Origin of the sequence: Streptomyces sp. NPDC057743 (genome assembly GCF_042798755.1) — a bacterium.
Classification (GTDB): Bacteria; Actinomycetota; Actinomycetes; order Streptomycetales; family Streptomycetaceae; genus Streptomyces.
On the sequence record NZ_JBHVJX010000020.1, the window covers coordinates 1 to 21,662 of the forward strand.

Below are 21,662 nucleotides of genomic sequence, written 5' to 3' on the forward strand. Positions count from 1 at the left end.
ACCTCGTCCCAGCATGATGCTGGAGACGGGGTATCAACATATCTGGCGTTGACTTTTGGCACGCTGTTGAGTTCTCAAGGAACGGACGCTTCCTTTGGATTCCCTTTCGGGTTTCCGCCGGGCGCTTCCCTTCGGTGTTTCACACTCTATCAGGGCTTTTCCGGCTTCCGGACCACCGCTTTTCTGCAGGCATGCAGAAGCGCATGATTCGAGAATCAGGATCATGACTCTGAGGAGTGCCGCCCACTCAGTTGGTTACGCCGAAGCGCTTCCTGGCTGTCTGGGGCAGGGCCCAGACATTACAGGGGTGGTGTGGGCGAGGCAAATCGATTCCGTGCGGGTGTGGGGTACCGGTGGGGTCGCCGCGGGCAGCAACCGGGCTCTGTCATGCGGAACCGTCAGTTCTTATGACTTACGCTTCTCAACGGTGCGCCGCCCGGGACAGGCAGTGGCGGCGGCCTGATGAATCTTCACCCCTGGGAGGTTTCCCATGACCACCGTGACGTCCCCTCTTGCAGGACGCGCCATCGGGCTGGCGGCAGTGCCGGACCCGGTCTTCTCCGGCGCGATGGTGGGTCCCGGTACCGCCATCGACCCCGTGCGTGAGCCGTCGGAGGCGGTTTCGCCCGTGGACGGCGTCATCGTTTCGCTGCACCCGCATGCGTTCGTCGTCGTGGACGGCGAGGGGCACGGCGTGCTGACGCACCTTGGTATCGACACCGTGCAGCTCAACGGCGAGGGCTTCGAGCTGCTGGTGAACAAGGGCGACACCGTGGCCCGTGGGCAGGCGGTCGTGCGCTGGAACCCGGCCGCGGTCGAGGAGGCCGGTAAGTCGCCGGTGTGCCCGGTCGTCGCGTTGGAGGCCACCGCGGACTCGCTCGGCGAAGTGCGCGAGGACGGCGAGATCAAGGCGGGCGACGCGCTCTTCTCCTGGCAGTAGGAGCCGGGCGCCGTTGCGAGGCGGCAGGTACGACATCCACCGCGGCGGCCGGGCCCGCCGCAAAACCGGAGACGGGTGACATGGAGACAACGCTGCGGGGCGTCGGGGTGAGCCACGGCGTGGCCATCGGCGAGGTGCGGCACATGGGGACGGCGGTGCTGGAGCCGCCGGCCAAGCAGATTCCGGCGGAGGAGGCGGAGCGTGAACAGGGGCGCGCCCGTCAGGCCGTGGAAGCTGTGGCTGCCGACCTGATCGCGCGGGGCAACCTGGCCGGTGGGGAGGCCCAGCACGTGCTGGAGGCCCAGGCCATGATGGCGCAGGACCCCGAGCTGATGGCCGATGTCGAGCGGCGGATCGCCGTGGGCAGCACGGCCGAGCGGGCGGTGTACGACGCGTTCGCCGCGTACCGGGCGCTGCTGGCCGGGGCGGGCGAGTACCTGGCGGGGCGGGTGGCCGACCTCGATGACGTGCGGAACCGGATCGTGGCGCGGCTGTTGGGCGTGCCGATGCCGGGCGTGCCGGACAGTGACGAGCCGTATGTGCTGATCGCGCGGGACCTGGCGCCGGCGGACACCGCGCTGCTGGACCCGGCACTGGTGCTCGGTTTCGTGACCGAGGAGGGCGGGCCGACCAGCCACAGCGCGATCCTTGCGCGGGCGCTGGGGGTGCCGGCCGTGGTGGCGATGCCGGGTGCCGGTGAGCTCGTCGAGGGCACCGTGATCGCGGTGGACGGCAGCACCGGTGAGGTCTTCGTCGATCCCAGTGCAGAGAAGCGGGCCGAGTTGACGCAGGCCGCCGAGGCGCGGAAGGCGGCGCTGGCGGCGTCGTCCGGTCCGGGCGCGACGTCCGACGGGCACAAGGTGCCGCTGCTGGCGAACGTCGGCGGGCCGGCGGATGTGCCGGCGGCGGTGGAGGCCGGCGCGGAGGGCGTCGGGCTGTTCCGTACGGAGTTCCTGTTCCTGGACGACAGTCAGCGGGCGCCGTCGGAGGAGAAGCAGGTCGAGGCGTATCGGGAGGTGCTGGCGGCGTTCCCGGAGGGGCGCGTGGTGGTCCGCGTGCTGGATGCCGGGGCGGACAAGCCGCTGGACTTTCTGACGCCGGCGGACGAGCCGAACCCTGCGCTGGGCGTGCGGGGGTTGCGGACGCTGCTGGACCACCCCGAGGTGCTGCGGACGCAGCTTTCGGCGCTGGCGAAGGCCGCCGAGGGGCTGCCGGTCTACCTTGAGGTCATGGCGCCGATGGTGGCGGACCGGATCGATGCGAAGGCGTTCGCGGATGCCTGCCGGGAGGCCGGGCTGCAGGCGAAGTTCGGCGCGATGGTGGAGATTCCGTCGGCGGCGCTGCGGGCGCGGTCGATCCTCCAGGAGGTGGAGTTCCTGTCGCTGGGCACCAACGACCTGGCGCAGTACACCTTCGCGGCGGACCGTCAGGTGGGCGCGGTGTCGCGGCTTCAAGACCCTTGGCAGCCGGCGCTGTTGGACCTCGTGGCGGCCTCGGCCGAGGCGGCGAAGGCCGAGGGCAAGAGCTGTGGGGTGTGCGGTGAGGCGGCCTCCGATCCGCTGTTGGCGTGCGTGTTGACGGGGCTCGGGGTGACCAGCCTGTCGATGGGTGCGGCGTCGCTTCCGTATGTGCGGGCGACGCTGGCCAAGCACACGCTGGCGCAGTGCGAGCGGGCGGCGGCCGCGGCGCGGGCCGCGGACACCGCGGCGGATGCCCGGGCGGCCGCGCAGGCGGTGCTCTCCGGGGAGTGATCCGGGCGGCGCGCGGCGCCGTGTGAGGTGTTTGGGGACGGCCGTCCCGCCGGTGTGGCGGGGCGGCCGTTTCCTGTGTGGGGGCCCGGCCGGGTCAGGGGTGGCAGTGCGGGGCGGGTGGGGGTGGCAGGGGCAGGCCGGGGGCGTGGTCGACGCCGGGCTCGGGCGGGATGAGGTCGTCGGTTTCGGGGTCGGTGCAGTAGGCGTCGAAGATTTCGGCGGCGGTGATGGGGGCGGGCCAGGCGTCGCGCAGGCGCCAGCCGCGGACGGTGGCGGGGGTAGTGGGGTCGCCCGTGGGGGTGTCGGTGGTGGGGGTGTCGGTGGTGGGGGTGGTGCGGCAGACGAGGGCGCCGGTGTCGGGGCTGGCCAGGGCGGCGGCGAGGACGGTGCAGAAGACGAGCGTCTCGGATTCGGGGAGTTGGGGTGGGCGGCCGGGTGGGGCGGTGGTGACCTGGAGGTAGGCGCGGAGGGGGCCGGTGGTGTCGGGGAGGGTGCAGACGAGGTGGTGGGTGCCCTCCCCCAGGGCCGTCAGGAGGTGTTGGAGGGCGGTGGTGGCGCGGGTGAAGGCGGCGTGGGCGAGGTCCTGGCCGCAGGTGGTACAGCGGCCGGCGCGGGCCAGGAGGGCGGTGGCGCGGTCCCAGGACGCCTGGCGGGCGGCCTCCTCGGTGAGTAACGGCAGGAGGTGGTCGAGCGGGGCGCCGTCGTAGGGGATGGTGGCGCCGGTGCAGGCGACGGCGGCGGTGTAGCGGCTGCGGCTGCCGGGGTCGTCGGGGTCGAGGCCGTGGTCGGCGCAGTAGCGGGCGTAGGCGGCCGGGTCGAAGAGGCAGAGGGTGGTGTGCACGCCCTGGGCGGCGAGGGTGCGCAGCAGGACCTCCAACTGGCGGAGGTAGCCGCGGTGATCGTCGAACGGGAAGGTGCGGTAGCGGCGCATGGCGGCGAAGGCGCGGGCGTCGGCCAAGACGGCGGCGGTGCTGGGGAGTTCGCGGCGCAGCGGGTGGTTGGCGGGGTGGGGCGTGGGTCGGGTGGTGGGCGTCATGGCTTCCCCCTGAAGTGGGTGCGCGGCGGGGTACGCCGTGCACGGTCGGTGTGGGTCGTCGAGCAACCTCGTCACCGAGAGTAGTCGGGGGGTCTGACAACGGCGGTCCGGCGCCGGGGCGTTGGGGCCGCCGGCGCCGGGGCGCGGTCAGGTGGCGCGGTCGGCGGCGATCCGCTCGTAGAAGCGGAGGAGTTCGAGGTCGTCGACGGAGCCGGGATTGACGGCCTTTTCGAGGGGGGTGCCGGCGAGGAGGCGCTTTACGGGGACCTCGATGCGCTTGCCGGTGAGGGTGTGCGGGACGCCGGGGGCCTCGATGATCTCGTCGGGGACGTGGCGCGGGGAGAGCTGTTCGCGGATGGTGCGTTTGATGCGGTCGCGCAGGGCGTCGTCCAGGGTTCTGCCCGGGGCGAGGTGGACGAAGAGGGGCATCCAGTAGCCGCCGTCGGGGAGTTCGAGGCCGATGACGAGGGATTCGCGGATCTCGGGGAGGCGCTCGACGACCTCGTAGATGTCGGCGGAACCCATCCGGACGCCCTGGCGGTTGAGGGTGGAGTCGGAGCGGCCGTGGATGATGACGCTGCCGCGGGAGGTGAGGGTGATCCAGTCGCCGTGTCGCCAGACGCCGGGGTACATGTCGAAGTAGCTGTCGTGGTAGCGGGTGCCGTCGGGGTCGTTCCAGAAGCGGGTGGGCATGGACGGCATGGGCTTGGTGACGACGAGTTCGCCGACCTCGTCGGTGACGGGCTTGCCCTGGGGGTCCCATGCCTGGAGGTCGGTGCCCAGGCAGGCGGCCTGGAGTTCGCCGATGTGGACGGGGAGGGTGGGGACGGCGCCGGCGAAGCAGCTGCACACGTCGGTGCCGCCGCTGACGGAGGCGGTCCACAGGTCGGTGTCGGTCTCGGCGAAGGTGTCGTGCAGCCAGCGGAAGCCGTCGGGCGGGAGCGGGGAGCCGGTGGTGGCGACGCAGGTGACGGTGGACAGGTCGAGGTCGCGGGCGGGGTGCAGGCCGGCCTTGCGGCAGGCCATCACGTAGGCGGCGGAGGTGCCGAAGACGGTGGCACGGGTGGCGGCGGCGACCTGCCATTGGGCGCCGACGTCGGGGTGGCCGGGGCTGCCGTCGTAGAGGACGATCGTGGATCCGGCCAGGAGGCCGCCGACCAGGAAGTTCCACATCATCCAGCCGGTGGAGGTGTACCAGAAGAAGCGGTCGTCGGGGCCGAGGTCGCAGTGCAGGCCGGTCTGCTTGAGGTGTTCGAGGAGGATGCCGCCCTGGGACTGGACGATGGCCTTGGGGAGGCCGGTGGTGCCGGAGGAGTACAGGACCCACAGCGGGTGGTCGAACGGGACCTGTTCGAAGGCCGGTTGGGTGTCGTCCGAGGTCAGCTCGGACCAGTTCAGGGCGCCTTCGGGGGCGGGGGTGCCGAGCAGCGGGACGTGGACGACGGCGCGCAGGGTGGGGAGTTCGGCGCGGAGTTCGGCGACGGTGTCGCGGCGGTCGTGTTCCTTGCCGCCGTAGCGGTAGCCGTCGACGGTGAACAGGACGACGGGCTCGACCTGTTGGAAGCGGTCCAGGACGCTGCGGGCGCCGAAGTCGGGGGCGCAGGAGGTCCACACGGCGCCGACCGCGGCGGTGGCGAGGAGGGCGACGACGGCCTCGGGGATGTTGGGGAGGTAGCCGCTGACGCGGTCGCCGGGGCGGACGCCGAGGCGGCGGAGGGCGGCGGCCAGCGAGCCGACCTGGGTGCGGAGTTCGGCCCAGGTGAGGGGGGTGGGCTGCTGGCGCTCGTCGACGTGGAGGAGGGCGGGGGTGTCGGCGCGGGCGGGGTCCTCGGCGGCGCGCAGGGCGTGTTCGGCGTAGTTGAGGGTGGCGCCGGGGAACCAGCGGGCGCCGGGCATGGTGCGGTCGGCGAGGACGGTGTCGTAGGGGGTGGCGAAGCGGACGTCGAACCACTGGGCCACCGCCCCCCAGAAGGTGGGGAGTTGGTCGACGGACCAGCGGTGCAGGGCCGCGTAGCTGGCCGCGGGGTCGCCTGGGGTGGGGGCGGGTGCGCCGTGGTGGGTGGCGGCCCAGGCGTGGAAGCGGGTGACCTGTGCGCCGGCGATCCGGTCCGGGCCGGGCTGCCAGAGGGGTTCCGGTGTCGGCTGGGCGGCGGAGTGCGGTGCGGTGGTCATGATGCGGCTCCTGGCGGTTACGCGTCGTGGGCGTCGGTCGCGCGCCGTGGCGGGGGTCGCCCGGTGGTGCGCGTGATCGGCTGGTTGGGACGATGCCACGTGATCGAGTCGGGCACCAGGGTGGGCTGGTCACATTCGAGGGTGGTGGGGCGCTTCCGGGGTGGGGCGGGCGTTCGGGGATGTGGTGCGGGCGGGATGTGGCCGGTTGGCCGTGGTCAGGTGAACGGCAGTTGAACGGTTCCCCCGCGCGGGGTTGTCGGTGGCAGGCTGACCGGCATGAACGGGCGTGATCTGGTGCGGTCGGTACGGATGGTCAGGGCGGTCGGGCCGGCGCAGGGGCTGCGGGCCGTGCGTGCGGCGTGGCGCCGGAGCAGAGCGGATGCGCGGGCGTTGCCGCGGCGGGGTGCGGAGCGGGCGCGGGTGCCGGGGACGGCCCACGGGGCGGAGCCGTTGCCCGGTGGTGGCGTGATCCACTTCGCGCGGTCGTCGCTGCGGGTGCGGGTGGCGGTGGGCGGCGCGGTGTTCTGCGGGTGGGACGGGGCCTGTCCCGAGCCGTCGTACGCGCTGGCCGGGGCGTGTCCGGAGGTGGATCCGCGGGTGGTGCTGGAGCCGGACACGGAGGGCGGCTGGCGGGTCGTCTCGGAACGGGTGCTGGTGGTGGTGTCGCGGTTCGGTGCGGTGGAGGTGCGGACGCCGGGCGGGGCGATGCTGCGGCGGGAGTTGCCGCCGCGCTGGTGGGACCGGGTGGAGGCGTCCGGGGACGGTGCCAAGGGGGACGGGGCCGAGGGGCTCGGGGGCGAGGGGGCCGCGGGGACGCGGTGGGTGCAGCGGTCGGAGGTGGCGGCGGACGCGCGGTTCTTCGGGCTGGGCGGCCGGTCGGGCGGTCCGCGGCTGCGGGACGGGGTGTACCGGCTGTGGAACACCGATCCGGGCGGCGCGTTCGGGCCGCAGGACGATCCGCTGTATCTGGCGATGCCGGTGCAGTTGGTGGTGGCCGACGCGGGGACGCACCTGGTGTTCCACGACAACTCCTGGGACGGCCGGGTGACGCTGCGCGAGGGCGCGGAGGGCGCCGGTTCCGGGCATGACCGGCCGGGCACCTGTGAAGTGCGGGTGGACGGCGGGCCGTTGCGCTACTGGGTGTTGGCGGGGACGCCGGCGCGGGTGCTCCAGGGATGGACGGCGCTGACGGGTGCGCCGGCGCTGCCGCCCCGTTGGGCGTTGGGGTATCAGCACGCCCGGTGGGGGTTCGGCGGGGCGGACGAGGTGCGGCGGGTGGTGGCCGGCTATCGGGAGCGCGGGTTGCCGCTGTCGGCGGTCCATCTGGACATCGACCACTACGACGGGCATCGGGTGTTCACCGTGGACCGCGAGCGGTTTCCTGATCTTCCGGGGCTGGCCGGGGAGTTGCGGGAGCAGGGGGTGCGCCTGGTGTCGATCGTGGATCCGGCGGTGAAGGCGGAGCCGGGGAACGCGGTGTACGACGGCGGGGCGGCGGTGGACGCCTTCGTGCGGGACGCGCGGGGGCGGGTGGTGCGGGGCGTGGTGTGGCCGGGCGAGTCGGTGTATCCGGACTTCACCGATGCGCGGGTGCGCAAGTGGTGGGGGGCGCTGTATGCGGAGCGGTTGGGGCAGGGGTTCGCGGGGTTCTGGCACGACATGAACGAGCCGGTGTCGTTCGCGGCGTTCGGGGAGGCGACGCTGCCCCGGTCGGCGCGGCACGACCTGGAGGGGCGGGGCGGCGACCACCGGGAGGCGCACAACGTCTACGGGTTGGCGATGGCCCGGGCCGCCTTCGAGGGGCTGTGTGAACTGCGGCCCGGGGAGCGGCCGTTCCTGTTCTCCCGGTCGGGGTGGGCGGGGTTGCAGCGGTACGGGGGCACCTGGTCGGGGGACGTGGCGACCGGGTGGCCGGGGCTGCGGGCGTCGTTGGCGCTGGTGTTGGGGCTGGGGTTGTGCGGGGTGCCGTACAGCGGGCCGGACGTGGGCGGGTTCTCGGGGGTGCCGTCGCCGGAGCTGTATCTGCGGTGGTTCCAACTGGGCGCGTATCTCCCGCTGTTCCGGACGCATTCGGCGTTGTGGGCGGGGCGGCGGGAGCCGTGGGAGTACGGGGAGCAGGTGACGGAGCACGCGGCGGCGGCGCTGCGGGAGCGGGAGCGGTTGCTGCCGTACTTCGTGACGCTGGGGCAGTTGGCGCGGCTGTCGGGGGCGCCGTATGTGCGTCCGGTGTGGTGGGGCGCGCCGCGGGACCGGGCGTTGCGGGACTGCGAGGACGCGTTCCTGTTGGGGGACGCGTTGTTGGTGGCGCCGGTGTTGGAGGCAGGGGCGGTGCGGCGGGCGGTGCGGCTGCCGCGCGGGCGGTGGTACGACACCGCTACCGGGCGGGCGTACGACGGTCCTGGCCGGGTGTGGGTGGCGGCGCCGCTGTCCCGTATTCCGGTGCTGGCGCGGGCCGGTTCGGTGGTGCCCGTGACAGGCGCGGACGGCGGGATGGAGCTGGAGGTGTGGGCGCCGGTGGCCGGGCGGCCGGGCGCGGGGTTGGTGGTGCCGGACTGCGGGGACGGCTGGCGGCGGCCGGAGGTGGCGCGGTTCAGCACGCGGCTGGAGGGCGGCAGGGTGGTCGTCGAGCGGCGGGACGGGCGGCCGGTGGGGTATCCGGTGCGGGTGCGGGGGCTGGACGGGGAGGGAGACGGCTAGGGTCTGTCCGACCCTGACCCATCGGAGGGGCCCTAACGGGGCGGTGGGGCGGGCCCGTTAGGGAGGCGGGGCAGATGGCTTCCCCCGTGCCCGCCGCGCCTGGTAGACGAGGGGCATGCCGAGACTTGCTGCTACGTGGCGCGGCCTGGTCGCCGCTGCCGCCGCCCTGTTGACCGTGGTCGCCGTCCCGTCGAGCGCCCAGGCGGGCGGCGGCGCACCGCCGCCGTCGCCGTCCCACGGCGCCCAGGGTGGCGTGCAGGCCCATGACCCCAAGGCGCCGCCGGAGTTCGTGGCGCTGCGCGATGTCGACCCCACGATCATCCAGGAGATCCGGTACGCCACCCCGCACGATTTCCTGGGCGTGCCGGCGACGGGGTACCGCGAGCCGATGTGCATCCTGACCCGGGACGCGGCGCGGGCGCTGCACCGGGCGCAGCTCTCCTTCCTGCGCCGCGGCTATTCCCTGAAGGTCTATGACTGCTATCGGCCGCAGCGGGCGGTGAACCACTTCGTGGCGTGGGCGAAGGACCTTGCCGACCAGCGGATGAAGGCGGAGTTCTATCCGCGGGTCGACAAGTCGGTGCTGTTCCGGGACGGGTACATCGCGCAGAAGTCCGGGCACAGCCGGGGCAGTACGGTCGATCTGACGCTGGTGCCGCTGCCGGCGCTGCCGACCCGGCCGTATGTGCCCGGGGAGCCGCTGACCTCGTGCTTCGCCCCGAAGTGGGCCCGTTTCCCGGACAATTCGCTGGACATGGGGACCGGCTTCGACTGCTTCGACACCCTCGCGCACACCCTCGATCCGCGGATCCGGGGAAAGCAGCGGGCGCACCGGCTGTTTCTGAAGGCGGGGTTGGAGAAGGCCGGATTCGTCAATTACGCGCCCGAGTGGTGGCATTACACCTTCACGCCGGAGACGTTCCCTGACACCTATTTCGACTTTCCGATCGCGCGGAGTTCACTGACGCGGCATTCGGTGAAGTGACGTTACGTCAAGAACCGTTACCGATCCCCCCGTTGGCACCATGGCCTTCGCACGCTCCGGAAGGATGCGTGAACAGTGCGTGAACGAGGCGCCACGGGTGCCCGCGGGGCGGCATTCTGCTGCTCGTGCCTGCCTGGACCGACCAGCTCCGCTTCGCCTTCCAGCCCGTGGTGAACCTCGCGACCGGCTCGGTCGCCGCGCTGGAGCCGCTCGCCCGCCACGAGGACGGTGAGGTCGATGTGTTGACCTGCGCGCGCCGCGCCCCCGATCTGGACGCCGAGGTGGCCGCGCTCGCCGTCCGGGCCGCGGCGGAGCAGCAGACGCTGCTGCCGCTGCACGTCAATGTGTGCGCCGGGACGGTCGCCCAGCGGCCCGAGTTGATGCCGTTGGGCAAGGCGGTGCGGGACGTGGGGCGGCGGCCGTGGGAGATCACCCTGGATCTGGTCGGCCCGTTCACCGAGGTGCCCGAGCGGGAGCTGCGGGCGGCGGTGGCGGGGCTGCGGGACGAGGGCTACCGGATCTGCGCGGACGGCGTCGGGGACGGCGATCTGCCGCTCCGGCTGCTGGGCGAACTGGCCCCGGATCTGGTCAAGTTGGACCGTTCACTGTGCGTACGGCTGGAGCGCGATCCGGGGCGGCAGGCGGCGGTGGCCGCGATGCGGCAGCTCTGCGAACGGGTGGGCGGGCTGCTGGCGATCGAGGGGGTGGAGACCGAGCGGCAGTACGCGGCGGTGCGGGAGGCCGGGGTGCAGTTGGCGCAGGGGCATCTGTTCGCGCCGCCGTCCCGGCGGGCGACGGCGGAGGTGTATCTGCCGGTCCCGCAGCCGGCGCCGGTGGGTGGCCGGCCGGCGCCGTACCGCCCGCCGTCCGGCCCGCCGGTGGCGCAGTTCCTGCAACCGGCGGCGCTGCTGCCGATGTCGGCGTCGGCGGGCGCGGTGCGCAACCATCTGACCGGCTCCCCCGAGGTGTCGGGGGTGTTGCTGGTGGACGCGGACGGGGTGCCGGTGCGGGCGATCCACCGGGACCGCTTCCTGCTGTCGCTGTCCGGGCGTTACGGGCACGCGCTGTACGCGGACCGGCCGGCGCTGCGGCTGGCGGACCGGCCGCGGACGGTTGGGGTGGACGCCACCGCCTGGCAGGTGCTGGACGTGATCGCGGACGGGGAGCGGGCCCGTACCGGGGACGACGTGGCGGTGGTGGACGAGCGCGGCCGGTGCATCGGGGTGGTGCACCTCGCCGACATCCTGCGGGCGCTGGCCGAGAGCCGGGTGGAGGAGGCGGCCCGGCTCAACCCGCTGACCCGGCTGCCCGGTTCGGACGCGGTCAACGGAGAGGTGGACCGACGGATCGCCGAGGGGCGGGAGTTCGCGCTGAGTTGGCTGGACGTGGACGGGTTCAAGCAGGTCAACGACGGGGCGGGGTTCGCGGCGGGCGACGAGCTGATCCGGGCGGTGGGCCGGACGCTTGCGGAGGTGGCGTTGGCGGAGCCGGCCAGCCGGGTGGGGCACATCGGCGGGGACGACTTCCTGGTGCTGGCCGAGCCGGACGGGCTGGAGCCGTTCGCCGCGGCGCTGTTGGACGTGGCCTGGGCGGCGGGTGCGATGCCGGTGACGCTGTCGCTGGCGACGGTGGTCTGTCCGCCGGGCAGCGTCACCGGTCATGGGGCGGCGGCGGCCGCGCTGGCGCCGTTGAAGAAGGCCGCCAAGGAACTGCCGGGCGCGAGCTGGGTGGTGGGGCGGCCGGGGGCGGAGCGCACCGAGGTGCGGCGCGGGGCGGGCGCGCGGGTGCCGGAGCCGACGGACGCGGCGGACCCGGCGAGCGCGCGACAGGCGGCGGGCGCGGGCAGCGGTGCGGAAACCGGGAGCGGCGCACGGCCTTGACGCTCCCCCACCCGCGGAGAACACTTCCGGTTGCCGGTCGCCGGCTGCCCGTGGGCACCGCCGCGTTCAGGCATGGCACGCACCCTGCACGGAGGACCGGGGCCCGCCCCGGGCAAGGGCGAAGGAGCCGCCATGTACGCCAACGGGGACGTCGTCGTCGGTGAGGTGATCGGCACCGCGGTCCTGGTGCTGTTCGGGTCGGGGGTGTGCGCGGCCGTGACCCTGCACCACTCCAAGGCCAGGGGCGCGGGCTGGGTGGTGGTCGCGTTTGGCTGGGGCCTGGGCGTGTTGGCCGGGGCGTACACCGCGGCGCCGCTGTCCGGTGGGCACCTGAACCCGGCGGTGACGCTGGGCTCGGCGGTGGCCGGCGGCACCCCGTGGGCGCAGGTGCCGCTGTATGTGCTGGCGCAGTTGGTGGGCGCGGTGCTCGGGGCGGTGCTGGCCTGGGCGGTGTACTCCGCGCAGTTCGCCGCCAACGCCGAGCCGGACCTGGCGCAGCCGACGGTGGGGGTCTTCGCCACCGGGCCGGAGGTCCGCCGGCCGGTCGCCAACCTCGTCACCGAGGTCATCGCCACCGCCGCGCTGGTGCTGCCGCTGCTGTTCTTCGGCCAGAACAAGGGCATCGGGGTCGGCCAGCTGCCGGGGGCGCGGGTGGGCGTCTACGGCTCCGGGATCAATGTGCTGCTGGTGGCGCTGCTCGTGGTCGGCATCGGGCTGTCGCTGGGCGGGCCCACCGGGTACGCCATCAACCCCGCCCGCGACCTCGGCCCCCGGCTCGCGCACGCGCTGCTGCCGATCCCCAACAAGGGCCCGTCGGACTGGGGTTACGCCTGGATACCGGTGGCCGGGCCGCTGGTCGGGGCGGTGCTGTCGGGGCTGCTGTACGCGGCGGTGTTCTGACGGTGGGCGGGGGCGCGCCCGGGCCACCGGCCGGGGCGGGCCGCGGGATCGGGCCGGGAGCAGCCAGCGCGTCGGGAGGGACGAGCGATGACCAGCCAGCACACCGCGCCGTCGAGGAGCCGGCGGGGCGCGGCGGACGGCCGCTACGTCGCCGCGATCGACCAGGGCACCACGTCCAGCCGCTGCATCGTCTTCGACCGCTTGGGCGCCGTGGTCGCCGTCGACCAGCGCGAGCACCGGCAGCTCTTCCCCCGACCCGGCTGGGTGGAGCACGACGCCGGCGAGATCTGGGCGAGGGTGCAGGACGTGGTGGCGGGCGCGCTGGCCAAGGCGGGCCTGCGGGCGGACCAGTTGAGCGCGCTGGGCATCACCAACCAGCGGGAGACCACGGTGTTGTGGGACCGGGCCACCGGCGAGCCGGTCCACCACGCCGTGGTGTGGCAGGACACCCGCACCGACCGGCTCTGCGCCGAACTGGGCGGCGCGGACGGGCAGGACCGCTTCCGGGAGACCACCGGGCTGCCGCTGGCGAGCTACTTCTCCGGGCCGAAGGCGGCCTGGCTGCTGGACGCGGTGCCGGGGCTGCGGGCCCGCGCCGAGCGCGGCGAGATCGCGTTCGGCACCATCGACTCCTGGCTGATCTGGAACCTGACCGGCGGCACCGACGGCGGGGTGCACGTCACGGACGTGACCAACGCCAGCCGCACGATGCTGATGGACCTGACCACCCTCCAGTGGGACCCGGCGATCCTGTCGGCGATGCGGATACCGGAGGCGGTGCTGCCGGAGATCCGGTCGTCGGCCGAGGTGTACGGGACGGCGGTGGGTCAACTGGCCGGCGTGCCGGTGGCGTCGGCGCTGGGTGACCAACAGGCGGCGGTCTTCGGGCAGGCGTGCTACGGCGTCGGCGAGGCCAAGAACACCTACGGCACCGGCTCGTTCCTGCTGCTGAACACCGGCGACCGCCCGGTCCGGTCGACGAACGGGCTGCTGACGACGGTGGGTTACCGGCTGGGCGGGGAGCGGCCCGTGTACTGCCTGGAGGGCTCGATCGCCGTCACGGGCGCGCTGGTGCAGTGGTTCCGCGACCAGCTCGGGCTGATCGCGTCGGCGGCCGAGATCGAGCCGCTGGCGGCGAGCGTCCCGGACAACGGCGGCGCCTATGTCGTCCCGGCGTTCTCCGGCCTGTTCGCGCCGTACTGGCGCGCCGACGCCCGCGGGGTGATCACCGGGCTGACCGGCTACGTCACCAAGGCCCATTTGGCGCGGGCGGTGTTGGAGGCGACCAGTTGGCAGACCCGCGAGGTGGTGGACGCGATGGTCCAGGACTCGGGGGTGCCGATCACCCGGCTGAAGGCCGACGGCGGGATGACCGCCAACGGGCTGCTGATGCAGCATCAGGCCGATGTGCTGGGGGTGCCGGTGATCCGCCCGGTGGTCGCCGAGACGACCTGTCTGGGCGCCGCGTACGCGGCCGGACTGGCGACCGGGGTGTGGCAGGACCTGGACGAGCTGCGGTCCCATTGGCAGCCGGACGCCGAGTGGACGCCGCGTCTGGACGCGACGGTCCGGGAACGGGAGTACGCCAACTGGCGCCGGGCGGTGGCGCGGAGCCTGGATTGGCTGACGCCTCACGGCGCTCCGGGCCCCGATCCGGCGCCCTGAACTGGCACCCTGATGCGGGGTCCCGATCGGGGCCCGACCCGGCCCGGCGCGCACCGCCGCGCCGGTCGAGAGGCGTACGGCCCGTGCCCCGGGCGGCGGGGTACGGGCCGTACTTCCGCGCCCTGTCAGGGAAGCGCGGGGCGGGGGCCGCCCGAGGCCCCGAAGGGTCAGGGCAGCGCGGGCTCCGGCTGCTGGGCGCTGCGCTGCATCGCGTGCTCGACGACGGCGATCAGCACGTCCCGCGCGGAGCCCTGGACCCGGGCGTCGCAGAGCAGCACCGGCACCCCGGGGTCGAGGTCCAGGGCGTCCCGGACGGACTCGACGGGGTAGCGGTCGGCGCCGTCGAAGCAGTTCACGGCGACGACGAAGGGCAGGCCGCGGCGCTCGAAGTAGTCGATGGCGGCGAAGCTGTCCTCCAGGCGGCGGGTGTCGGCGAGCACCACCGCGCCGAGCGCGCCGCGGGCCAACTCGTCCCACAGGAACCAGAAGCGGTCCTGGCCGGGGGTGCCGAAGAGGTAGAGGACCAGGGCGTCGTGGACGGTGATCCGGCCGAAGTCCATCGCCACCGTGGTGGTGGACTTGGCCTCGACGCCGTGCAGGTCGTCGACCGGCCGACCGGCCTCGGTCAGGTGCTCCTCGGTCCGCAGCGGCCGGATCTCGCTGACCGCGCCCACCAGGGTGGTCTTGCCGACGCCGAAACCGCCGGCGACGAGGATCTTGAGCGTCACCGGCTCGGCCGGGACAGACCGGCGACGGCGCTCAGCACGCCCGAAGACCATCGATTCCTACTCCTGACATGCCGGGGACGCGGTGAACCGAGGGGCACCGGGGCAGCGCGAGGCGGCCCGGATGCCGGGCGGCCGCCGAGGGCGGTCCGCCAGTGCACCGTACAACGTCGGCCGCACGACGCCCACTTGAGGTGTGGACGGACCGGTTCCGGCCACCGGGCCAAGGCCGCCAACCGCCCCAAATGGGGCCGTCCTGCGGGTGGTTCAGCCCAGCCGGTTGACGGCGAGATGGTCGAGGACCTTCGGCGCGACGAGCCCGGGGACCTCCTCGGGCAGCCAGTGGCTGACGCCCTCCAGGGCCTCGAAGCGGTACGGGCCGTCGACCCACTCCCCCGTCGACTCGGCGGCCCGCCGCCCCAGGGCGATGTCCTCGCTGCCCCACAGGAAGAGGGTGGGCGCGGCGATCCGCCCGGCGGGGACGGAGATCACCGCCTCGGGGGCGCGGTACCAGTTCAACGTCGCGGTCAGCGCGCCCGGTTCGGACAGTCGCCGCACGTTGGCCTCGACCAGCTCCGCCGGGACCTTGCCGCCGTAGACGGCGCGCAGCCGGGCCGCCGCGTCGGCGAGCAGCGCGAACTCCGCCGCGCCGTCGTCGCGGCGGAAGAAGCGGACGTAGTCCAGCCGGTGGTGCTGTTCGGGGTCGCCGGCGGCGGCGCGGTTGAGCGCCTCGGGGTGCGGGGTGGCGAGCACGGTCAGCGACGCCAGCCGCTCGGGGTGGGCGCCGGCCAGCGCCCAGGCGACCAGGCCGCCCCAGTCGTGGCCGACGAGGTGGAAGCGGTCGGCGCCCTGGGCGTCGGCGAACGCGAGGGCGTCCGCGACGAGTTCGGGGACGGCGTAGTCGGCGATCCGCGGCGGGCGGGCGGCCGGCGAGTAGCCGCGCTGGTCGACGGCGAGGGCGCGGTAGCCGGCGGCGCCGAGGGCGGGCAGCAGCGCGCTCCAGGAGTCGGCGAACTCGGGCCAGCCGTGCAGCAGCAGGACGAGCTCGCCGTCGGCCGGGCCGCAGGCCAGCGCGTCGAAGGTGTGCGGCCCCACGGTGATCCGCGGGCGCTCGAAGGGGGTGGCGTCGGCCATGACGGCGGCTCCTGGGTCGGATACGGGGCCGCCCGCCCTCATATGTGGGGCGGGCGGCGGGAGTTGGCGTTGGCGGGCGGACAGGCCCTAGAGGGCGCGCAGGCCGTCGATGACCTCGCGCAGCACCTGTTCGTCCGGCAGCTCGGCCGGCGGCACCGGGCGGGTGACGTGCACCAGCCCGGCGTCCAGCAGATCGCCGATGAGGACCCGGACCACGCCGATCGGCAGGTCGAACTCGGCCGCCAGCTCGGCGACCGACTGCGGCGCCTCCCGGCACAGCTCGACGATGTCCACGTGCTCCGGGGAGAGCGTCTGGTCGACGATCGCCTCCTCGGCCCGGCTCTCCGCGATGACCAGCGCGATCAGGTCCAACCGCCCCTCGGCGTCGGTGCGGGTGCGCCCGCGCGTCATCGCGTACGGGCGGACGACGGGGCCCGCGTCGTCGTCGAACCACCGGGCCGGATGCCGTTCCGGCGTCGGCGCGTCCTCCTGATCGGTCATGGCGTCACCGTAGTCGTACTCGGCCGGCCGGTCAGGACCGGGGCGCGGTGCCCAGGTGTGTGCCCACGCGCTTGACGAGCAGGGTCATCTCGTAGGCGATCAGCCCGACGTCGGAGTCGGCGTCGGCGAGCACCGCCAGGCAACTGCCGTCGCCGGCCGCGCTGACGAACAGGAACGCGTCGTCCAGCTCGACCAGGGTCTGGCGGACCTGCCCAGCGTCGAAGTGCCGGCCGACGCCCTTGGCGAGGCTGTGGAAGCCGGAGGCGACCGCGGCCAGGTGCTCACTGTCCTCGCGGGTGAGGTCCTTGGAGGCGCCGGTGGCCAGGCCGTCGCTGGAGAGGACCAGCGCCTTGCGGATGCTGCCGACCCGCTCGACCAGCTCGTCCAGGAGCCAGTTCAACTCCCCGGATCCGTGCGGCGAGACTGCGGTGGAAGCGGATGCCTTCGGTGCGGTCATGGACCGTCCTCTCCCGATGTGGTTCGTGGTGCGGTTGCGCCCCCGGTGGCGCCGTCCTCGGCGTCCGGGGGTGTGGGGGCGTGCGGGGCCTCGTCGTTCTCCCGGCGGCCGCGCTGCCAGCCGCGCTGGAGCGAGGACATCCGGGCCCGGACCGCCGCGGCGTCCCGGTCGTCGTCGGCCGGTGCGGCCGGCCGCTCCGCCGGGACTTCGGCGGTCGGGTCGGTCTTGAGCTGGGGGGCGAGGCTGGCCTGCCGTACCCGGCGGGGCAGGCCCTTGGGCGTGGTGGCGGGCCCCTCGGTGGCGGGCCGCTCGACGGCCGCCGGCTTCCCGGGGGCCAACGGGCCTTCCGTTCCGCCCCGTTCACCCGGTTCGCCCTGTTTGCCCGGGGTCTGGGCGTCGCCGCCCGCGGACCCGGCATCGTCCTGGGCCCGGGCGTCGTCCACGGTGCGGCCGTGGTCGGAGACCAGGACCGGCGGACGGGGGCGGCGCGGCAGCGGGGCGAGGCCGCCGGACGGCGTCTGGTCGCCGGCCTGTTGGTGCTGCTCGCCGGAGGGGACGGGGGACGGCTTGGGCACGGCCCGCGGGCGGCGCGGGGCACCGGCCGGCCCCCGGTTTCCGCGGCTACGGGCCCGCTCGCGGAACGCGGCGCCCTCCTCGTCGGCGTCCGCCGCTTCCCGGCCGATCTCCGGTAGCGGCGCCTTGAGTTCGGCCGGGCCGTCGAGCTCGCCCCGGCGGTCGCGCCGGGGCAGCGGCACCGGCACCTGGGCGAGCGGATCGCCGGCCTCCACCTCCGGCGCGGCCCCGGCCCCGGCGGTCTCCTGGGCGCTCTCGCGGCTGCCCTCGCCGGTCTCGGTGAGCAGCGCCCCGGGGACGAGGACCACGGCGGTGGTGCCGCCGTACGGCGAGGGCTGGAGGGAGACCCGCACGCCCTGCCGCTGGGCGAGCCGGCTGACCACGAACAGGCCGAGCCGGTCGGTGTCGGAGAGCTCGAACTCGGGGGTCTCGGCGAGCCGGAGGTTGGCGTCCAGCAGTTGCTCGGGCGCCATGCCCAGGCCGCGGTCGTGGATCTCCAGGGCGTAGCCGTTGGAGACCCGCTCGCCGTGCACCTGGACGGCGGTGTGCGGCGGGGAGAACACGGTGGCGTTCTCCAGGAGTTCGGCGATCAGGTGGGTCAGGTCGGAGACCGCGGGGCCGTCCACCGCGAGCCGCGGCAGCCGGCGGACCTCGATCCGCTCGTAGTCCTCGACCTCGGCGACCGCCGCCCGCACCACGTCCATGAGCTGGACCGGCTTGCGCCACTGCCGGGAGGGGGCGGCGCCGGAGAGGATGACCAGACCCTCGGCGTGCCGCCGCATGCGGGTCGTCAGGTGGTCGAGCCGGAACAGGTCGGCGAGCTCGTCGGTGTCCTCGGTGCGCCGCTCCATGGCGTCCAGGAGGGTCAGTTGGCGGTGCAGCAGGACCTGGTTGCGGCGGGCGAGGTTGACGAACACCTCGGAGACGCCGCGGCGCATGTCGGCCTGTTTGACGGCGGCCTCGATGGCGGCCCGTTGGAGGGTGTTGAGCGCCTGGCCCACCTGGCCGGTCTCCTCCGGGCCGAACTCCAGCCGGGGCGCCTCGGTTTCCACGTCGACCCGCTCGCCGGCCGCCAACCGGCGCATCACGCTGGGCAGTCGGACGCCGGAGACCTCGTGCGCGGTCTTGCGGAGCCGGGTCAGGTCGCGGACGTGCCGGCGGCCGATCCGCAGCGAGACGACGACCGAGACGAGCAGGGCGAGGAAGCCGAGGACGCCGGTGGCGACGGCCTTGACCACGATCCGGGTGGCGATCGGCGCGACCCGCTCCTGGTAGCGGTCGCCGGCGTCCCGGCCCATCTGGCCGAGGTCGCCGAGGACCTTCTCCGCTGCGGTGTTCCAGCGGTCGGCGTCGATCGCGTGGGCGGCGGTCGCCGGGTCGGCCAAGACCACCCGGTTCTCGTAGGAGATCAGTTCGCGGGTGGCGGCGGAGTGCCAGTAGTCCTCGTAGATGTTGCGGTCGCCCGCGGGCAGCAGCGAGAGGTTGGTGCTGTAGAGGATGCGGCGCTCGGCGATCCGGTCGATGAGGTCGCGCTGGTCGCGCTTGGTGATGCTGCCGGAGGCGAGGATCGCGGACATCAGGGCGTCCTCGCGGGAGAGCGCCTCGCGGGCGCGGGTGACGTTGACCAGCGCGCGGCCCTGCTTGTCCATCTCGACGTTCTCCAGGGCGTGGAGGGCGGCGAGCAGGTCGTAGCCGGGGTCGACCACGGCGTCGTAGGACTCCATGGCCTCGCTGCGGCTGAGCCGGTTCTCCTCGACCTGGGTGCGCAGGGTCTCCAGGCCGTCCAGGCCCTTGACGAGCGCGTCGACGCGGCCCGCGGCCTCGCCGGAGAGGTCCGAGCGGACGTCCTGGACGTCCACGTCGTCGTGCAGGCGGGTCACCGCGTCGTCGGTGGCGCGGGCCTGGCCGCGGAGTTCGGTCAGCGCGTTGGCGCCGCGGCGGTCGGCGAGGTAGAGCAGGCTCTGCCGGCGCTCGCGCTGGAGGGCCTGGATGACGTCCTCGACCGGGTAGCCGAGGCCCCGCACGACGTTGCCGACGTCGAGGAGTTCGTTGGCCTGCCGTCCGGTGACATAGGTCGTCACGCCCCACATCGCCGTCAGGGACACCAGCGGCACGAGCAACAGCGCCACGATCTTCCGGCGGACCGACCTCCCGCGAAAGCGCATGGCCTCCCCTACGTCAACCCCGGCGTACGCGGGGGTGGTGTTCCGTCAACAGCGGCGCGAGCCTACTACTCTCGGGGGGCCGATCCGTAGGCCCGGCGGAGCGGCGGGGGCGACGGGCGGGGCGGGATCGTCACGAGTTGTCCGGCGATGCCCGGGCGGGCGGGGAACGAGTGTGGCCACGACCACCCGGGCGCGCGGCCGTTGCGGCCGCTCCCGGATGCCTTTGCACACCCCGCTGCGTGGCGGGGGTGGGGGATCCTGGGGTGGACAGCGGGCCGATCGGTGTGGCATGTATCCGATGAAATCCGGGCAGCCACCGAGGAGTCGGGCAGGCCGGGGCGGGGCCCGGGCGAGTGCGGGGAGTGTGACGCGATGGGCGGCGACAGGCGTCCCTTGTGGCAGGAGGAGCCGGCGACCCGGCGGCGGATGGCCGACCCGGTGCGCACGGCGGCGGTGCGGGCGGTCATCATCGTGGCGGTCACCCTGGTCCTGGCCATGGTGGCCTTTCTGTGCACGCTCGCGCGGTCGTGGTTCGCGTTCCCGGCGGTGCTGGTCACGGTCGCCAGCACGATCGTCGCCACCTGGGCGGTGCTGGACGTCTGGGTGACCCGTCAGGTCTGGGTCCAGCGATTCGGGGTGCGGTCCGAACCGAGCAGCACCGCCCGGGAGTTGCGGCGGGAGCGCCGGGAGGCGCGACGCAGGGGGCGCGGGCGGCCGGCGGAGGAGCCCGCGCGGACGGACCGCGCGGCGGCCTGACCCTCCGGGCGGCCGGCCGCTGCCACGTCAGGCCACCGCCTCCTCGCGCACCGCGGGTCGGACGTGGATCATCCCGTCCAGGACGTCGACCTCGTGGGTGCGGACGGGGCGGCGGGCGGGCAGACAGGTCGGCGCGCCGGTGCGCAGGTCGAACAGCGCGGCGTGCAGCGGGCATTCGACGTGGCAGCCCTCGATCCAGCCCTCGGAGAGCGAGGCGTCCTGGTGGCTGCACAGGTCATCGACGGCGTAGAGCCCGTCCTCGGTGTGGAAGACGGCGATGGCGGGTGTGGTGGCGTCGATCTCGATCCGGACGGACTCGCCGACCGGCAGTTCCTCGATGCGGCAGACGGCAAACATCTGGCCCCCCTCGCGCTGATCGGTATCATGACCTCGTTGTGAATCGCGCATCGCATCTCGCGATGCGCAACAGAATCCAAGCCGAGGAGCGCCCCGTCAAGGGCTTCCCGGACAGCGGCCCCAGGACGTACCCGTCGGGGCAACGGGTGGTGAGGCGGAGAGCCATGGCGAACACGACCGATACGCCCCAGGACCGCGCCGAGGAGCGGCGCCAAGCGGGCTCCGTGCAGTCCGTGGACCGCGCGGTGAGCGTGCTGGAGAGCCTGGCCCGGCTGGGCGAGGCCGGAGTGACCGAACTCGCCGACGAGTTGGGCGTCCACAAGTCGACGGCCTTCCGCATCCTGGGCGTGCTGGAGCACCGCGGCCTGGTGGAGCAGGAGAAGGAGCGCGGCAAATACTTCCTGGGCGCGGGGGTGTTGCGGCTGGCCGGCGCGGCCGCGATCCGGCTCGACATCTCGCAGGAGGGGCAGCCGGTGTGCCGGGCGCTGGCCGACGAGACCGGGGAGACCGCCAACATCGCGGTGCTGGACGGCGATGCCGCGGTCAACATCATGCAGGCCCGGGGCTCGGCCGCGGTCACCGCCTTCAACTGGCTGGGCCGCCGCACCCCGTTGCACGCCACCGCCAGCGGCAAGGTCCTGCTGGCCCACCTGCCCCAGGAGCGCCAGGACGCCCTGCTCGGCCGCAAGTTGGCGCGGTTGACCGGGAACACCCTGACCACCCCGACCGCCGTGCGCGAGCAGCTCACCGCCGCCGTCGCGGACGGATTCGCCCGCACCGTCGAGGAGTTCGAGACCGGACTGAACGCCGTCGCGGCGCCGGTGCGGGCCTACGACGGCACGGTGACCGGGGCGATCGGGGTCTCCGGGCCGGCCTACCGGATGGCGCCGGAGCGCCTCCCCGGGCTGGCGAAGGCGACGGTGGCGGCTGCCGCCGACCTCTCCCGCCGCTTGGGGTACGGCGGTTGA

The 21,662-nt window shown here is 74.0% G+C and carries 17 protein-coding genes; 9 read left to right on the plus strand and 8 right to left on the minus strand.

Annotation, left to right across the window (positions count from 1 at the left end; translation table 11 throughout):
• Nucleotides 1-490 precede the first annotated feature (490 nt).
• Nucleotides 491-940: a PTS glucose transporter subunit IIA gene (locus tag ACFVFQ_RS22920; protein WP_383418960.1), complete on the plus strand. Its 450-nt coding sequence runs from the start codon at nt 491-493 to the stop codon at nt 938-940.
• An 80-nt stretch (nt 941-1,020) separates the two neighbouring features.
• A complete protein-coding gene (gene ptsP, locus ACFVFQ_RS22925) occupies nt 1,021-2,691 on the plus strand; it encodes a phosphoenolpyruvate--protein phosphotransferase (protein WP_383418962.1) in 1,671 nt (556 codons plus the stop codon).
• Between the two features lie 94 nt (nt 2,692-2,785).
• On the opposite strand, the gene ACFVFQ_RS22930 is transcribed toward ptsP, so the two are convergent.
• Together ACFVFQ_RS22930 and ACFVFQ_RS22935 are read right to left on the minus strand one after the other, a co-directional pair.
• The gene (locus tag ACFVFQ_RS22930; RefSeq protein WP_383418964.1) at nt 2,786-3,727 is read right to left on the minus strand and encodes a hypothetical protein; all 942 of its coding nucleotides are present in this window, start codon (nt 3,725-3,727) and stop codon (nt 2,786-2,788) included.
• Between the two features lie 147 nt (nt 3,728-3,874).
• On the minus strand, nt 3,875-5,899 hold the full coding sequence (locus ACFVFQ_RS22935; protein ID WP_383418966.1) for an acetoacetate--CoA ligase: 2,025 nt from the start codon (nt 5,897-5,899) through the stop codon (nt 3,875-3,877).
• A gap of 276 nt (nt 5,900-6,175) precedes the next feature.
• On the opposite strand from ACFVFQ_RS22935, the gene ACFVFQ_RS22940 reads away from it, so the two are divergent.
• From ACFVFQ_RS22940 to glpK, 5 genes are all read left to right on the plus strand, one after another.
• Complete coding sequence (locus tag ACFVFQ_RS22940) at nt 6,176-8,596, plus strand: glycoside hydrolase family 31 protein (protein ID WP_383418968.1); 2,421 nt, start codon at nt 6,176-6,178, stop codon at nt 8,594-8,596.
• Between the two features lie 115 nt (nt 8,597-8,711).
• Complete coding sequence (locus ACFVFQ_RS22945) at nt 8,712-9,581, plus strand: M15 family metallopeptidase (RefSeq protein WP_383418970.1); 870 nt, start codon at nt 8,712-8,714, stop codon at nt 9,579-9,581.
• A 125-nt stretch (nt 9,582-9,706) separates the two neighbouring features.
• Nucleotides 9,707-11,461 (plus strand): EAL domain-containing protein, encoded by a 1,755-nt coding sequence (locus ACFVFQ_RS22950; protein ID WP_383418972.1) that lies wholly within the window; start codon nt 9,707-9,709, stop codon nt 11,459-11,461.
• 132 nt (nt 11,462-11,593) lie between these two features.
• Entirely contained in the window at nt 11,594-12,361 is a 768-nt protein-coding gene (locus ACFVFQ_RS22955; protein WP_383418974.1) for an MIP/aquaporin family protein, read from the plus strand.
• Nucleotides 12,362-12,448: 87 nt separating this feature from the next.
• Nucleotides 12,449-14,026: a glycerol kinase GlpK gene (gene glpK, locus ACFVFQ_RS22960; RefSeq protein WP_383418976.1), complete on the plus strand. Its 1,578-nt coding sequence runs from the start codon at nt 12,449-12,451 to the stop codon at nt 14,024-14,026.
• 167 nt (nt 14,027-14,193) lie between these two features.
• On the opposite strand, the gene ACFVFQ_RS22965 is transcribed toward glpK, so the two are convergent.
• The 5 genes from ACFVFQ_RS22965 to ACFVFQ_RS22985 all read right to left on the minus strand — a co-directional run bounded on the left by ACFVFQ_RS22965 (nt 14,194) and on the right by ACFVFQ_RS22985 (nt 19,581).
• Nucleotides 14,194-14,805, minus strand: coding sequence for an ATP/GTP-binding protein (locus ACFVFQ_RS22965; RefSeq protein WP_383418978.1), 612 nt, complete (start codon nt 14,803-14,805; stop codon nt 14,194-14,196).
• 213 nt (nt 14,806-15,018) lie between these two features.
• Nucleotides 15,019-15,885, minus strand: a complete 867-nt coding sequence (locus ACFVFQ_RS22970) for an alpha/beta fold hydrolase (RefSeq protein WP_383418980.1) — start codon at nt 15,883-15,885, stop codon at nt 15,019-15,021.
• Nucleotides 15,886-15,972: 87 nt separating this feature from the next.
• Nucleotides 15,973-16,386 (minus strand): DUF742 domain-containing protein, encoded by a 414-nt coding sequence (locus ACFVFQ_RS22975; RefSeq protein ID WP_383418982.1) that lies wholly within the window; start codon nt 16,384-16,386, stop codon nt 15,973-15,975.
• Nucleotides 16,387-16,417: 31 nt separating this feature from the next.
• Nucleotides 16,418-16,843, minus strand: coding sequence for a roadblock/LC7 domain-containing protein (locus ACFVFQ_RS22980; protein ID WP_383418984.1), 426 nt, complete (start codon nt 16,841-16,843; stop codon nt 16,418-16,420).
• Nucleotides 16,840-19,581: a nitrate- and nitrite sensing domain-containing protein gene (locus ACFVFQ_RS22985; protein WP_383418986.1), complete on the minus strand. Its 2,742-nt coding sequence runs from the start codon at nt 19,579-19,581 to the stop codon at nt 16,840-16,842. The genes ACFVFQ_RS22980 and ACFVFQ_RS22985 overlap by 4 nt, the downstream gene beginning before the upstream one ends.
• A 372-nt stretch (nt 19,582-19,953) precedes the next feature.
• On the opposite strand from ACFVFQ_RS22985, the gene ACFVFQ_RS22990 reads away from it, so the two are divergent.
• Nucleotides 19,954-20,337, plus strand: a complete 384-nt coding sequence (locus tag ACFVFQ_RS22990) for a hypothetical protein (RefSeq protein ID WP_383418988.1) — start codon at nt 19,954-19,956, stop codon at nt 20,335-20,337.
• Between the two features lie 27 nt (nt 20,338-20,364).
• Here ACFVFQ_RS22990 and ACFVFQ_RS22995 read toward each other — a convergent pair whose 3' ends face one another.
• Nucleotides 20,365-20,694 (minus strand): bifunctional 3-phenylpropionate/cinnamic acid dioxygenase ferredoxin subunit, encoded by a 330-nt coding sequence (locus ACFVFQ_RS22995; RefSeq protein ID WP_383418990.1) that lies wholly within the window; start codon nt 20,692-20,694, stop codon nt 20,365-20,367.
• Nucleotides 20,695-20,858: 164 nt separating this feature from the next.
• Between ACFVFQ_RS22995 and ACFVFQ_RS23000 the strand changes: the two genes are divergently transcribed.
• Nucleotides 20,859-21,662, plus strand: a complete 804-nt coding sequence (locus ACFVFQ_RS23000; protein WP_383418992.1) for an IclR family transcriptional regulator — start codon at nt 20,859-20,861, stop codon at nt 21,660-21,662.